This window comes from Phenylobacterium sp., from assembly GCF_036563285.1.
Lineage (GTDB): Bacteria > Pseudomonadota > Alphaproteobacteria > Caulobacterales > Caulobacteraceae > Phenylobacterium.
In genome coordinates, this window is record NZ_DATCMR010000006.1 from 406,928 (window position 1) to 420,482 (window position 13,555).

Consider the following 13,555-nt stretch of genomic DNA (forward strand, 5'->3'; position numbering starts at 1 on the left):
ACCTTTCGCCGAATTAAGCACCCAAGATCGCCGCCTGATGCGACAAGGCTTCGACGGAACCCAAGAGAGCGCCCTGACCCAGATCCCCGACATCGTGCGCCGCCTAGCGCCTGCCGCCGCCCTCGCGGGCCTGGCGCTGGCCGCCTGCGCGCCGAACGACGACTACCCGCTGACGCTGTCGCAGAAGCGCCTGGCCGCGGGCGGCCTGTCCGACGCCGCCCTGCAGCGGCTCGCCGCCCACATGAGCCCGTCGGCGCGCGCGCTCGCCCAGCGCCACGACCCGATGCTGCGCCAGGCCGACCTCTGGGCTCGCCCGGAAGGCTGGGCGAGCCTCGACATCGGCCAGGTTCCCACCCTCGGCCAGGCGCCGGCGGTGGGCGAGACCGCCCAGGAGATCAACGCGCTACTGCCCTACGCCGACCTGCCGATCCGGCCCATGCGCCCGTTCGTGCTGAAGGTGGGCGGCGAGGACCGCGCCCGCGCGCTCGATTGCCTCACCCAGGCCGTCTACTACGAAGCCGCCCGCGAGCCTGAGAAGGGGCAGGAGGCGGTCGCGCAGGTGGTGCTGAACCGCGTCCGGCACCCGGCCTATCCGAAGTCCGTATGCGGCGTGGTCTACCAGGGCTCGGCCCGCGCCACCGGCTGCCAGTTCACCTTCACCTGCGACGGCTCGCTGCGCTGGGCGCCTGAGCCGGCCCTGTGGCGGCGCGCCCGCCAGGTGGCCGAGCGCGCTCTGGCCGGCTACGTGGCCAAAGACGTGGGCTCGGCCACCCACTATCACGCCGGCTACGTGGCCCCCTACTGGGCCCCGACGCTGGTGAAGATGACCAAGGTCGGCCAGCACATCTTCTACCGCTGGACCGGCCCCTGGGGCGAGCCGCCCGCCTTCACCGGCCGCTACGCCGGCGGCGAGGCCCGCCTCACCCGCGCCGTCCTCGGCGGCCTCGACGCCCGCACCCAGGGCGGCCTGCTCTCGCCCGAAGCGCAGGACATCCCGCCGGACCGCACCGTCACCCTGGCCGTGGCCGGCGAAGTGCGGACCTACAAGGTGGCCGACGCCACCGCGCCGGACCGCGCCAGGACCCGCGTCGCGGGGACCCTGCTCACGGCACGGCGCCAGGCCAGCGCCGATGACGTCAAGGCGATCAACGAGCGTCTCGCGGCTTTCGAGAAGAGCCTCGAGCAGCCCAAGTCCCCGGCCGCGGGAAGCACAGACCAGTAGCGCCTGATTGTCGGCGGCCGCCCGCTTGACAGCCGCCCGCGGCGACGCCCGAAATGGCGGCGGAGCGGGGGCGCCATGGACGTGAATTTCAGCATAGATCGTCGCGGCCTGTTGTCGGCCGGCGTTGCGCTTGCGAGCTCTGTGGTCGCGGGCTGCGGCAAGTTTGGCCCTGACCCGGAGGCCGAGGCGGTGGCCAAGCAGGCCTATCAACACCTGGTTCGAGGCGAGGACGAGGCGCTGGAAGCCCTGTTGCTGCCGACGCTCAGGAAACCGGGGACGCGGCAGACCTTTGCCTTGATGCGCGGGATGATCCCCAAGAGCGAGCCCACTTCAGTCGAGCAGGTGAACTGGCGGACCTTTGCGGGTACCAGCGGGCGCACCGTCAGCTTCCAGCACGCCTACAACTACGGGAGCCAGGTCGTCACGGCGACCACGGAGCTGAAGGCGGCCGGCGGCGGCTGGCTTCTGCAGACCTTCAACGTGAACGCCGCCTTCACCGGTGCGCCCGCCGAGACGCCTCAGCCTGCGAACGCGTCCGGATAGGCGACCAGCATCGGCCTGTCGAAGACGCCGTCCTCCAGCGCCACCGCCTGGAACGCGGGCCGCCCGGAGTAGGGCGCCTTCACCCGCGCCGCCGTCTCGGCCGAGAAGCCGAAGCGTCCGTAGTAGGCAGGCTCGCCCAGCACGATGACGCCCCAGGCGCCGAACTCCCGCGCGTTCTCCAGGCCCGCCTTCACCAGGGCCGAGCCGACCCCCGCGGCTTGCCGGTCCGGCCGCACGGCCAGCGGCGCCAGGGCCGCGATGAGCTCAGGCCTGTCGGCGTAGAGGCGGCTGAACAGGACGTGGCCTGTGACCTCTCCATCCTCCACCGCCACCAGCTCGAAGAGCACGTCCTGCCCCGCGCGCAGCCGCTCCACCAGCCGCGCCTCGTCGGCGCGGCCGAAGGCGGCTTCCACCGTGGCGGCGATGGCAGGGTGGTCGGCGGCGCGGGCGTGGCGGATCATGCCGCCAGCTTAGGGCCGCGCTAGCTGGCGTGTCTCGCCGGCCGGAAGGAGCGCTCTTCCCTGGGGGCGCGGACCTCGTCGTGACCCTCGTTGCGGTAGGCCTCTGCGGCGAGCTTGCGCCAGCCTTCGGCGATGTTCAGGTAGACCTCGCGTTCCGCCGCGCTATCCGCCTTGGCCGCCATCCGAGCAACCTGCTCGGCCTGCGCCAGATATCTCTCGCTGTCCCTCAGGGTCATTTCGCGCCCTCAACTTTTGAGAGCAGCGGCGAGTTTCCGGTCGCTTCCAGTCAAGCTCACAAAATCTGGTGGATGGCGGGTGAGGCTCTACCAGGTCCCGATCTTCTCGGCCTCGGCGTGGCTGATCGGCTTGTGCGCGCGCTCGTGGTCTTCCTCGGCCAGTAGGCGCACCGCCTCCAGGGCGGCCATGCAGCCCATGCCGGCGGCGGTGACCGCCTGGCGGTAGACGTCGTCGGTCACGTCGCCGGCCGCATAGACGCCGGGAATGGCCGTGGAGGCCGTGCCGGCCTTCACCTTCAGGTAGCCCGAAGCGTCCATCTCCAGCTGGCCCTTGAAGAGCTCGCTGGCGGGGGCGTGGCCGATCGCGATGAACACTCCGTCGCAGTTGAGCGTCTGGGTCGCGCCGGTCTTCACGTTCTTCAGCCGCACGCCGGTGACGCCGGTGTCGGCGCCCAGCACTTCGTCGATGGCGTTGTCCCAGATGACCTGGATCTTGGGGTGGGCGAACAGCCGCTCCTGCAGGATCTTCTCCGCACGGAACTCGTCGCGCCGGTGCACCACGGTGACTTTCTCGGCGAAGTTCGTGAGGAACAGGGCCTCCTCGACGGCGGTGTTGCCGCCGCCCACCACCACTACCTGCTTGCCGCGGTAGAAGAAGCCGTCGCAGGTGGCGCAGGCCGAGACGCCGAAGCCCTGGTACTTCTGCTCGCTCTCCAGCCCCAGCCACTTGGCCTGGGCGCCGGTGGCGATGATCAGGGTCTCCGCCAGCCACACCTGGCCGCTGTCGGTCTCCAGCCGGAACGGCCGCTTCGACAGGTCCGCCCTGGTCACGATGTCGGTGACGATCTCGGTGCCCACGTGCGCGGCCTGGGCCTGCATCTGCTCCATCAGCCAGGGGCCCTGGATGACGTCGGCGAAGCCCGGGTAGTTCTCCACGTCGGTGGTGATGGTCAGCTGGCCGCCGGGCTGGATGCCCTGGATAAGCACCGGCTTCAGCAGCGCGCGGGCGGCATAGATGGCCGCCGTATAGCCGGCGGGACCCGATCCGATGATGAGGCAGCGGACCTGACGGGGAGCGGAACGATCTTTGGGCATTCCCGTAATGTAGGGGCGATTCCGGAGTGATGCGATGGAAGACCACACGAAGGTGCTCGCCAACTGGGCGGGCGTGGGCGCGGCCCTCGGCCTCGGCATCGTGCTGGGCATGAGCCTGCGCACCCTGGCCCTGGGCGCGATCATCGGCGTAGGCGCCGGCGCGGCCCTCGGCGCCGGCAACGAGGCTGTCCTGCGCCGCCGCGCCCGCACCCCGCGGATGCTTCCGGCCAGCGCAGAGCCCGCGCTGCACTAGGCCGGCGTCCGCTCCGCCACCAGCCTGAGGAACACATCGGCCACCCGCTCCGCGCCGCGGCCGTCGCACACCTGCGCGCTGGCGGCCGCCAGGCTGCGGCGCAGGTCCGCATCGGTCAGCAGCCGCATCAGCGCGCGGTCCATCTGGGCGTCGAAATTGTCCGCCTCTGCGTCCACCGCCAGCACCGCGCCCTGCTCGGCCAGGGCCTGGGCGGCGGGCCGCTGGTTCTCGGCCAGCACCACCACCACCGACGGCAGGCCCAGCACGCAGCGCTCCCATAGCGATGACCCCGCCGCGCCGACCCCGATGTCGGCGGCCAGGGTCAGGCGCGCCATCTCCTGGCTGTCCACATGGATCTGCAGCCGCGGGTCGCGGCGGGCCACGCGGGTGAGGCCCGACAGGCTCGGCGCCTCCGCGCCCAGCACGATGTCGAAGGCGAAGTCACCCACCTTCGGTCGCAGCCGCTCGACCACCCGCGAGGTGACGCCGCCCACGTCCGTCAGCCCCATGGAGACCAGCACCCGCTGCACGGGCAGGCCGCGCCGCGCCAGCGCCCGCTCCCGAAGGCCCGCGAACTCCGGCCGCACCGGGGCGTAGGCCGGTCCCAGCAGCAGGCGCGCGCCGTCGTGCAGGCCCTCGTAGTCCGTCGCCCGCCGCGCGATGCCGGAATCCAGGATCAGGTCGGCCGAGAGCGGCCGGTCCGCCAGGTCGTCGATCACCAGCGTCGGCCGCGCCCCGGCCACGCCACGCTGGTCGGCGTAGGTCAGTCGGTAGTGGTCGAAGACGAAGGCGTCGAACAGCTGCGGGATCATGCTGGCGCCCAGCGCCTGCGGATCGGTGGCGGCCGCCGGCAGGCGGGCCACGTCAGGGGCGAAGGCCTCGAGCAGGGCGCTCACCGCCGGCGGCGCCAGGAAGGCGAAGCTCGCGCCCTTGGCCTCCAGGGCGCGCGCCAGGGTAAGCGAGCGCATCACGTGGCCGCCGCCTACCTTGGGGCCCGCGTCGGCGACGAACAGGATGCGTGGACCGGTCATGAGCCCCCTTCGCCCGCGATCCGGGCGGCTTCAGGGCGGCCGTCATAGCGCCACAGGAGCTCGGCCGCAGCCCTCTGCGTCTCCCGCAGCGGCGGATAGCTCCAGGTCTCGAACCGGCCCTCGAACGGCCGGCTGACGCCGCGCGCCTGCAGGTCCGCGTGGAAGCGCCGGAACTTGGCCGACCCGCCGGCCAGCGGCAGCACGTACACCGGCCTACCCGTGGCCGCGGCGTCGGTGGCCAGGTTGGTGGAATCTTCGGTGATCACGATGGCGTCGGCCGCCGCCAGGAAGGCGAAGTAGGGGTTCTCGCCGCGGTCGTCCCAGATCAGGCCCGGCAGGTGGCAGAGCCCCCCCGCCATCGTCGCGCGCGCATCCGCCGGGGTCCGCCGGGTGAAGCTCAGCATCAGCGAGCCGCCCGCGGCGTCGATGGCCTCGCCGATCCGCCGGGCCAGCTCCGCCGCCTGAGCCTGCGGCAGGTCGAAGGCCCTGGACTTCCCGCCCACGATCACGGCGATCCGCGGCCGGGGGAGGGGACTGAGCCGGTCCTCCCAGCGGGCCAGCTCGTCGGCCAGCTTTTCCGGCGTCAGCCGGTTGGGCGCGCCCAGGATCGGGAAGACGTTCGGCCCCGACACCTCGTCGTGCGCCGGCGGGATCACCAGGTCGAAGGCCTCCAGCGCGCCTCTCGGATGCTGCGTCTGCACGACGAAGGTCCGTCCCTGCGATCGGGCGCGCATGGCCCGCGACAGGGGAAGCGTGGCGCGCCCGGCGGCGATCCAGATGTCCGGCCACGGCGGGGCCATGCCGCTCTCGGGCCTCAGCAGGGCCGGCGAGGGCGGGATCAGCGCGGTCGGCAGCCGCCCCAGCCCGGCCTTCCAGCCGATGCGCTTGATTACCACCTCGGCGGGCCGCAGGCGCGCGACCGCCTCCGCCAGGCCCAGGGCCTGGGCTTCGATGCCGGTGCGGCCGTCTGAGACGGCCCAGATGGTCAGGGGAGGCTGCTCAGCCCTGCTCATCGGGAGTGGGTCAGACCCACTCCACCTTGAGGATCTCGTAGGCCTTCACGCCGCCGGGGGTGTTCACCTCCACGACGTCGCCCGACTCCTTGCCGATCATGGCGCGCGCGATCGGGGAGGTGATCGACACCTTGCCCTGCTTCACGTCGGCCTCGTGCTCGCCGACGATCTGGTAGCGGGCCTCTTCCTCGGTGTCCTCGTCGACAACCGAGACGGTCGCGCCGAACTTGATCTGCGTCCCCGAGAGCTTGGATACGTCGATCACCTGGGCGCGGGCCAGCTTGTCCTCGATCTCGGCGATACGGCCTTCGATCCAGCCCTGGCGCTCCTTGGCCGCGTGATATTCGGCGTTCTCGGAGAGATCGCCGTGCGAACGCGCCTCAGCGATGGCGGCGATCACACTGGGTCGCTCCACCGTCTTCAAACGCTTCAGCTCATCGTCGAGGGCCTGATAGCCCCCGGCGGTCATCGGGACTTTTTCCATAGAGGTGATGACTCGGATTCGCCCTAAGTGAATTTCTATCTTACGGACCGCGGGCGCAGGCGTCCGGGGGGAGAGAGACTAGAATTGTGCGCCGCAAAACTCAAGAGCGGCGGTCAAGGTTTCAGCGGGTGCGGTATTCCGGGCTGATCAGGATGCCGTAGGCCTCCGTCACCCAGTCCGGGACCTTGGGGTCGAGGTCCAGCGCCTGGCCCCTCAGGGTGCGGCTCGCGCCCATGTCCCCGCGCATGGCGGCCAGCAGGCTGCGGCCGAACAGGGCCCGCGCGTTCTGCGGGTCGCGCCTCACCACCTCCTGGAAGTCGGCGTCCGCCCCGCCCAGGTTGTTGCGCATGACCCGCAGGTAGGCCCGGTCCAGCCTGACGGAGGCCTCGTCCGGCATCAGCGCGACGGCCTTGTCGCAGGGGTCGAGCTTGGTGGCCGGCGACTTCGCCCGCGCCGCCCCGGCGCAGACCCAGGCCCAGGTCTCGCCGTCGTCGGGGCTGGCCTCGGCCTTGGCCTGCAGGTCGGAGGGCGGCGTCTGCACCTGGCGCTGGGCAGCCTTGTAGCCAGCGACGACCGAGCCCTTGGCCCCGTTGCAGACCGCCTCCACCTCGGCGTCGGCGCTGCCCGCCGCTCGGCCGGCCTCGCCGGTCAGCAGCTCCTGGCCGGTCAGCTTGCCGTAGGCGTCGTAGTAGCCGGCGATCTCTTTGGCGACCCGCCGGCTCGAACAGTCGAACACCTCGCGCTTGGCGATCATCGCCGCGCCGTTGGTGAGCGAGGTCGTGGTCCGCCCCACCTGCAGCACGCTCACCTCAGCGACCGTCCCGTTGCGTCGGATGTCGTCCAGCGACAGGAACCGCGCGTCGGTGACGCCCGCGCCCAGCGCCTGCAGCCGTCCGGCCGGCAGCGGCGGCGCGGCGGCGGGGGCGGACCCGCCGCCCTTCTCGCCGCAGCCGGCGAGTGCCAGGAGGGACAGCAGGGCGGCTGTGGGCGCGGTGATCTTGCTCATGCCGCCAAGCTTAGCCGACGAGGGCGCTCCGCCAAGCCTCAGGCCGTCTCGCTGACCACCGCATCCCTCAGCTCGTCCTCGTCGGGCGCCTCGAACACGCCCTCGATGAAGTCGAAGTGCTCCGGCAGCACGTCGATGGCGAAGTTCTCGCCGCGGACGATGTTGCGCTCCGCCACCCGCGTGCGGCGCACCTCCTGCGGGGCGGTGACGAAGTGGAACTGCAGCGGCAGGCCCGCGCCCTCGGCGATCTCCCGCACCCGGTCGCGGTCAGCCCTGCGCATCAGCCCGATGTCCAGGATCGCCGGCGTCCCCGCCGCCAGCACGCCCGCCGCGCACGACCAAATCTGCGCCTCGCAGCGGGTGACCCGCTCCATCATCCACTCGAACTGCAGCGGCTGCGGCATGTCCGGCCCGAACAGCCGCGCCATCCAGTCGTCCAGGATGAACGGCACGGCCTTCTCCCGCCGTGCGAACTCCAGGGCGTAGGTCGTTTTGCCGGCGCCCGAGGGCCCGAAGATCACGTGCAGGGTCGCGGTCATGGCGCGGTGCCTAGCAGGTCCGTCCGGGGAGGGGGAGGGCGGGCCGCCGCCCCGGCCGTGCAACGCCGTCTGGGGCGACGCCTGTCCCCGGGTTCAGTTGCCGCCTCTACCTTCCCGCTCCGCGATCCGGGCGCCGCGGAGGATGCCTTCCATCGAGTAATTCCCTTCGTGGCAGGCGTACTCGTAGATCTGACCCTTGGCGGGCTTGAAGGAGTACTCGCCGGACCAGGGCTGGGTGTAGTGGACCGGGTCGTCGACCGTGAACTGGTAGAGCAGCTCGTCCTTGGCGATCCGCGTGAAGCGCTCGGTCACCGTGCCCTGCGACGACACCGGCGTGAGCGTGCGGCTCTCTTGGGTCGGGTTCACGTTCTTCGTCTCGGTGACCAGCGTGTCGCCTTCCCACCACGCCACCGTGTCGCCCAGCCAGGGCCGGATCGCGGCCGGTGCGTGGGACGCGCGGGCCTCCCGCGCGGAGGCGAAGATCGGGGCGATCCGCACGTCGTGGTTCATCTCCAGCTCGATCACGAAATAGCCCGGCGTGACGTGGAAGCTGTAGTTGTTGTTGTAGATCGCGTTGAGCATCACCGGCCCGCCGGCGTCACTCTGCGCGATCAGGCAACGCTCGCGGATCGGGAGGTCCTCCGGATCGCTGTAGGCGCCCTTTCCGGAGCGGTACTCGACCCCGTCGCGGATCGTCAGCGCAAGGCTCTTCGCCCGATCGCGGAACGGCATCTTGCCGTCGGCGGGACTGGTGATGAACGAGGAGCGCGCCTCGCCGCGAACGCGCATCAGGCCCTCGCCGGCGTCGATCCAGAAGTTGTTGTATCCCGCCGTGGCGTCCTCATCCTTGAAGGCGCCCTGGCTGAGGTCGGAGCGCCCGTTGGCCGCCTCGATCCGCGCGGCCGTCGCCTTGTCCGCGGCCTCTGCCTGCGCCTTCGGGACGACGAGCTGCGAATAGCTCGCCGGCCGCTCGAGCCGGGTCACCGTCGCGTTCGTCCAGACGCCCTCGAAATTGCGCGCCAGGGACCTGGGCGCGGCCGCTGGGGGCTGGGCGAGCGCCGGTCCGCCCGCGAGGACGAGGGCCAGCATCGCGGCTGCAGGCATCATGGCTCTTGTCATCGCATCCTCCTCCTGGGGGCCTTGTCTCCGGCCCCCAAGAATGTCCCAGTTCCGCAACGGAGCGAAAGTCTCCTCCTGACTTATTGCGGACGGCCGACGGGTCTGCTTTGAAACCCGCGGGCGGCGGGGAGCGTGCAGATTTCCCCCGCCCAGCCGTCTGCCGGAGCGGCAGATCGGGTGTGGGGGAGTTGTTCGTGGGCATATCCGAGATCTTCGCGTCGACGCCGTTCCTGTTCGTCTATTCGGGTCTGCTGGTCCTCCTGACCGTCGCCGCGATCGTCCGGAACAATCTGTCCCTGATCGCCGAGGCCAAGGCCGCACGCGAGATCATCGACATCGTCAATGCCGCCCCCGCCCGCGACGACGCCGGCAAGGTCTCGCAGCTGGTCCTGCTGAACGACACCACCGGCGCCCGCATCCTGACGCACGAAGCCTGCCGCGCCGACGACCTGCGCGAGGGCAAGGTCTGGCGCAATCCGACGTCCGCCACCGCCAGGGCGACCGCCAGCTATCTGGGCGCCATGGCCGCCCTGCCGGCCGAGCGGCACAGCCTCGAAGGCCTGCGCCCGGCCAGGACCCTCATCGAGGACGAGTACCGCCGCCTCCACCGCGGCCTCGCCGGCTTCCCCGACTTCATCATCCGCCTGGCGCTGCTGGGCACCTTCATGGGCCTCATCGCCGCGCTCTCAATCGCCAGCGCCAACATCGGCGCCGCCCAGGGCTCGGCCGCCGCCCAGAGCGCCCACATGCGCGACTTCATCCAGGTCCTGCTGGCGACCGCGGCCAACAAGTTCTGGATCTCGGCGGTGGGCGTCGCCTGCGCCCTCGTCGTGCAGATCTATCGCTCCAGCGTGGAGCGGGCCCCGCACATCGCCCGCCTCGGGGACGCCTTCGACCATGCGCTCACCGATCCCGAGATCGCCGCGGCCTGGTGCCCGCCGATGCCGACCGACGAGGAAGTCGACCGCCGGTTCGTGAAGGCCGCCGTCCTCGACCGGTTGTCTAAGCTCAACCTCAAGCCCCTGGACGAGGCGGTCGCCGAGACCGCCGCCGCGATTAAGGCCAACGCCGGCCGCTCGGTGATCACCTTCGGCCCGGCGCCCTCGCTGCGGGCCGGCGAGTGATGCGCGGCCGGTCCCGGCGCGGCGCAGGCGCGGGCGAGGCGGCCGACGACGGCCCGTTCGCCTCCTTCACCGACCTCTTCATCGGCATCCTGTTCCTGTTCCTGATCCTGGTGGCCGCCCTGATGCTGATGCACCAGGAGGCCATCCGGCGGGAGCAGGTCGAGACGCAACTGATGTCCCGGCGGATCCGTGACCTGCAAGCCAGGCTGGATGCGGTCCCCAAGCCCCCGCCCCCGCCCGAGCCCCAGGCGCCGGCCTTCCGCCTGGGCATCGTCTTCAACATCTACCAGCGGCCTGCCGGCTCCGACGTGGAGTGGACCTACTCCCGCACCGTCCGCATCTTCCGCTCGCCCGACGGCCACTGCATCAACACGGTCCTGGTGCGCAGCAACCTGAGCACCGCCTGGCGTCCGCCGACCTCCGAGGAGGACATCCCGACCCCCGAGCAGCAGGACCTGATCCGCAAGGTGGATGCCTGCGGGATCTCCGCCTCCGGCGACCATTGGGAGACGCCCAGCGAGACGGGCGTCATGAAGCGTGTCCGACCCGACCTCTACAGCGGCATCGCCGTGCTGCACAAAAAGGAAGGCGATGTCCGGCTCGAGATGGAATATCGCGTCCTCGGCGTCTTCGACCCGCACTTCCGATGAAGCCGGGCCTCGCCCTCAGCGTGTCCGGCGCCGCCGTCGCCCTGGCCTTCGCCGCCTTGGCCCAGCCGGCGCCGGGCGCCCGCGCCCCGAACGCCGCGCCCGTGGACCCCGCCACCCTGCAGGGCCTGCCCGCCGCGCGCGACTACCGCCCGCCCGAAGGGGTCCGCACCCGGACCGCCGACATCGTCAGCGACAACGTGCGGCTGACCGCCCAGCTGTTCTATGCGGCCGAGAACGAAGGCCGGAAGCTGCCCACCGTCGTCATGGCGCCGGGCTGGGGCGCCACCGCCGCGACCCTGCGCGAGGACGCCGTGGACCTGGCGCGCGCCGGCTACCTGGCCATGCTCTTCGACTACCGTGGCTGGGGCGAGAGCGACGGCCGCGTGGCGCTGGTGGGCGCACGCCCCGCCGCGGGCGGCGCCTTCACCACAGAGGTGCGCGAGCTGCGCGGCTATGTCGATCCGTGGGAGCAGGGCGAGGACTGGGCCAACGCCATAAGCTACGCCACGACCGAGCCGATGGCCGACCCCGGCCGCATCGGCCTCCTCGGCTCCGACCTCGCCGGCGGCCACGTCATCCGCCTGGCCGCCCAGGACGGCCGGATCAGGGCCCTGGTCAGCCAGGTCACCAGCGCCGACCTCAGGCCCTACAAGCCCTACCAGCCGGACCCTGCCAAGGTGATCGCCGAGGCCAACGCCGCGGCCGCCGGCCTCGCCGCGGGCCGCACGTCCTATCCCCCCAAAGGCGCTCGCACGGGCGACCTGGTCGGGGCGGCCGTGGGCAACAAGGCGGTCCGCTGGGCGCCGGTGGAGGACGCCACCCTGGTCGGCGCGCCAGCCCTCTTCGTGCTCGCCCAGAACGAGGAGCTGTTCGCCAACGCCAACAACGGCCAGCTCGCCTGCGAGCGCGTCACCGGCCCGCGCAGGCTGATGATGCTGCCGGGCATCACCCACTACGGCATCTACGGCGCCGAGCGCCGCCGCGCGATCGGCGCCGCCATCGCCTGGTTCGACCGCTACCTGAAGCCCGACGCCGCACCCGCCCAGGGCGACGCCAAGCCGCCCGAGCGCGGCGAATGCTTCCCCCCGCCCGAGCCCCCCAAGGGCGAGGAGGACCCCAACGGCAGCGGCGAGAGCAAGCGCACCCAGGATGCCTCTGGCCGGTGGAACTGACGGGCTGGTGAGTGACGAGGGCCCTCGTCACTCACCCCAGCCTTCGGTCGCAAGAGGGTGCGCACCCACACCGACCCCTTGATCTCACCGTCCATTCGCGGACTACCGTCGCGACGCGAACGTGCTTTGCCGGCCCCTGAATGGCTCTCAGTGTAGATGGGGCGGAACCTTGCCTGCCCGAGGCCGTTTGGCCGCAGTGCCAGCGGCCACGGCGAAGCCGTCGAAGAGTTGGGCAGCGCGGGGGAACTTAGACATGAAAACGGCCACAGCGTCCACCGATGTCCTGGACGCGCAGGAAGCTGGGCGAGGTCTTGCGGGGGAGATTCAGCGCGGATTGGGCGGCCAGCCCAAGGCCATTATGGTCTTCGCGGCCCCCTCCTATGATCACGAAGCGCTTCTTGCAGCGCTCGTTGCAGAATGCCCCGAGGCCCTCGTCGTCGGCGCGTCCTCGGCCGGGGAATTCCTGAACCAGCAACGCGGGGAAGGTCTGGCCTGCGCTCTCGGTTTGGCGGGCGAGGACGTCCGCTTCGGAGTTGGGGTGGCGCGCGAGATCACGTCGGACGCCGCCGAAGCGGCCCGGCAGATCGTCTCCGGCTTCAGCGGACTTGCCGACTACACCTTCCCGTATCGGTCGGCCCTGGTGATGGCTGACGCACTGGCGGGGCACGCCGACGTGCTGGTGGACGAACTGACCCTCGCCACGGGAGGCCAGTACCAGTTCTTTGGCGGCGGCGCGGGAGACAACGCGCAGTTCCAACGCACGTCCGTCTTCTGTGGCCGGGAGGTGCTGAACGGCGCGGCCGTCGCATTGGAAATCCTGACGGAAAAGCCGATCGGCGTCGGGGTCCGTCACGGCTGGGCGCCGGCATCTGCCCCCTTCCGGGTCACAGAGGCCGACGGAATGCGGCTCATCAGCCTCAACGGGCTGCCAGCGGCCGAAGCGTTCGAAGCACACGCCACGACGACAGCGCAGGCGCTGGACCGAGCCGCTCCCATCCCGTTCTTCCTGCACAACATCATCGGGATAGAGGCCGGGGAATCCCACCGGCTGCGCGTGCCGCTCGCGATTCTCGATGATGGATCGGTGCTGTGCGCAGCCGAGGTGCCCCAGGGTTCCGTGGTCTACATCATGCGCGCCTCGGTGGCGTCGGCTGTGGAGGCAGCCCAGGAAGCCACGCAGGCTGCGCTGGCGGCGCTTGGGGACAACAAGCCGCAGGCGGCCCTCTTCTTCGACTGCGTGGCGACCCGGCTGCGGATGGGTGATCAGTTCGGTGAGGAGGTGGGTGTGGTGCGCGGCGAGCTTTCCGGCGCCGATCTGCTCGGTTGCAACACCCATGGCCAGATTGCTCGCGCGGAAGGTCAGTTCGAGGGCTTCCACAACTGCACGGCCGTCGTGGCGGTCCTGCCGGAGTGATCTCCACCAGCGTTCGCGATCTTGGCCGGCTCGTCTCGGCCCTTGCCGATCGGCGTACGAGGGCCGCCCGGGCCACGGCGCTCGCCCGGGAACTGGGGTCGCAAGACCTCCTCGTGCTCCTGCGCGACCCGGAGTTGGGAGTCCTTCGTCCCGCCCCCGGCTTCCCGCAGACCCTCGCAGGTGGGCCCACTTG

Annotated in this window: 16 protein-coding genes; 7 read left to right on the top strand and 9 right to left on the bottom strand. The window is 71.1% G+C overall.

The genetic code is table 11. The features are described 5' to 3' along the window. Positions 1 to 37 precede the first annotated feature (37 nt). Complete coding sequence (locus VIL76_RS06940; protein ID WP_332044270.1) at positions 38 to 1,222, top strand: cell wall hydrolase; 1,185 nt, start codon at positions 38 to 40, stop codon at positions 1,220 to 1,222. A gap of 75 nt (positions 1,223 to 1,297) precedes the next feature. Next, complete coding sequence (locus VIL76_RS06945; protein ID WP_332044271.1) at positions 1,298 to 1,765, top strand: hypothetical protein; 468 nt, start codon at positions 1,298 to 1,300, stop codon at positions 1,763 to 1,765. Here VIL76_RS06945 and VIL76_RS06950 read toward each other — a convergent pair. From VIL76_RS06950 to trxB, 3 genes are all read right to left on the bottom strand, one after another. Continuing rightward, a complete protein-coding gene (locus tag VIL76_RS06950) occupies positions 1,741 to 2,226 on the bottom strand; it encodes an N-acetyltransferase (protein WP_332044272.1) in 486 nt (161 codons plus the stop codon). The genes VIL76_RS06945 and VIL76_RS06950 overlap by 25 nt on opposite strands. Before the next feature lie 20 nt (positions 2,227 to 2,246). Further along, a complete protein-coding gene (locus VIL76_RS06955) occupies positions 2,247 to 2,462 on the bottom strand; it encodes a hypothetical protein (protein WP_332044273.1) in 216 nt (71 codons plus the stop codon). 87 nt (positions 2,463 to 2,549) lie between these two features. Then, entirely contained in the window at positions 2,550 to 3,557 is a 1,008-nt protein-coding gene (gene trxB / locus VIL76_RS06960) for a thioredoxin-disulfide reductase (protein WP_332044274.1), read from the bottom strand. A 34-nt stretch (positions 3,558 to 3,591) separates the two neighbouring features. Between trxB and VIL76_RS06965 the strand changes: the two genes are divergently transcribed. Next, entirely contained in the window at positions 3,592 to 3,810 is a 219-nt protein-coding gene (locus VIL76_RS06965) for a hypothetical protein (RefSeq protein WP_332044275.1), read from the top strand. Here the strand turns inward: VIL76_RS06965 and pseG are convergent. From pseG to VIL76_RS06995, 6 genes are all read right to left on the bottom strand, one after another. Further along, positions 3,807 to 4,841, bottom strand: coding sequence for a UDP-2,4-diacetamido-2,4,6-trideoxy-beta-L-altropyranose hydrolase (gene pseG, locus VIL76_RS06970; RefSeq protein ID WP_332044276.1), 1,035 nt, complete (start codon positions 4,839 to 4,841; stop codon positions 3,807 to 3,809). The two genes, VIL76_RS06965 and pseG, sit on opposite strands and share 4 nt — an antisense overlap. Then, positions 4,838 to 5,854 carry a mitochondrial fission ELM1 family protein gene (locus VIL76_RS06975; RefSeq protein ID WP_332044277.1) on the bottom strand — a complete coding sequence of 339 codons (1,017 nt, stop codon included), beginning with the start codon at positions 5,852 to 5,854 and terminating at the stop codon, positions 4,838 to 4,840. Before VIL76_RS06975 ends, pseG begins: the two co-directional genes overlap by 4 nt. Before the next feature lie 10 nt (positions 5,855 to 5,864). Next, positions 5,865 to 6,338 (bottom strand): transcription elongation factor GreA, encoded by a 474-nt coding sequence (greA, locus tag VIL76_RS06980; protein ID WP_332044278.1) that lies wholly within the window; start codon positions 6,336 to 6,338, stop codon positions 5,865 to 5,867. 121 nt (positions 6,339 to 6,459) lie between these two features. Beyond that, positions 6,460 to 7,344, bottom strand: a complete 885-nt coding sequence (locus tag VIL76_RS06985) for a hypothetical protein (protein WP_332044279.1) — start codon at positions 7,342 to 7,344, stop codon at positions 6,460 to 6,462. Between the two features lie 38 nt (positions 7,345 to 7,382). Further along, entirely contained in the window at positions 7,383 to 7,883 is a 501-nt protein-coding gene (locus VIL76_RS06990) for an ATP-binding protein (RefSeq protein ID WP_332044280.1), read from the bottom strand. 93 nt (positions 7,884 to 7,976) lie between these two features. Then, positions 7,977 to 8,990 carry a hypothetical protein gene (locus tag VIL76_RS06995; protein WP_332044281.1) on the bottom strand — a complete coding sequence of 338 codons (1,014 nt, stop codon included), beginning with the start codon at positions 8,988 to 8,990 and terminating at the stop codon, positions 7,977 to 7,979. A 206-nt stretch (positions 8,991 to 9,196) separates the two neighbouring features. Here VIL76_RS06995 and VIL76_RS07000 point away from each other — a divergent pair, with 206 nt between their 5' ends. The 4 genes from VIL76_RS07000 (at position 9,197) to VIL76_RS07015 (ending at position 13,362) form a co-directional block, all read left to right on the top strand. Then, positions 9,197 to 10,126 carry a hypothetical protein gene (locus VIL76_RS07000; RefSeq protein ID WP_332044282.1) on the top strand — a complete coding sequence of 310 codons (930 nt, stop codon included), beginning with the start codon at positions 9,197 to 9,199 and terminating at the stop codon, positions 10,124 to 10,126. Beyond that, on the top strand, positions 10,126 to 10,776 hold the full coding sequence (locus VIL76_RS07005) for a hypothetical protein (RefSeq protein WP_332044283.1): 651 nt from the start codon (positions 10,126 to 10,128) through the stop codon (positions 10,774 to 10,776). Before VIL76_RS07000 ends, VIL76_RS07005 begins: the two co-directional genes overlap by 1 nt. Then, positions 10,773 to 11,948, top strand: a complete 1,176-nt coding sequence (locus VIL76_RS07010) for an alpha/beta hydrolase (RefSeq protein ID WP_332044284.1) — start codon at positions 10,773 to 10,775, stop codon at positions 11,946 to 11,948. The genes VIL76_RS07005 and VIL76_RS07010 overlap by 4 nt, the downstream gene beginning before the upstream one ends. 253 nt (positions 11,949 to 12,201) lie before the next feature. After that, positions 12,202 to 13,362 (top strand): FIST signal transduction protein, encoded by a 1,161-nt coding sequence (locus VIL76_RS07015; RefSeq protein WP_332044285.1) that lies wholly within the window; start codon positions 12,202 to 12,204, stop codon positions 13,360 to 13,362. Positions 13,363 to 13,555 lie beyond the last annotated feature (193 nt).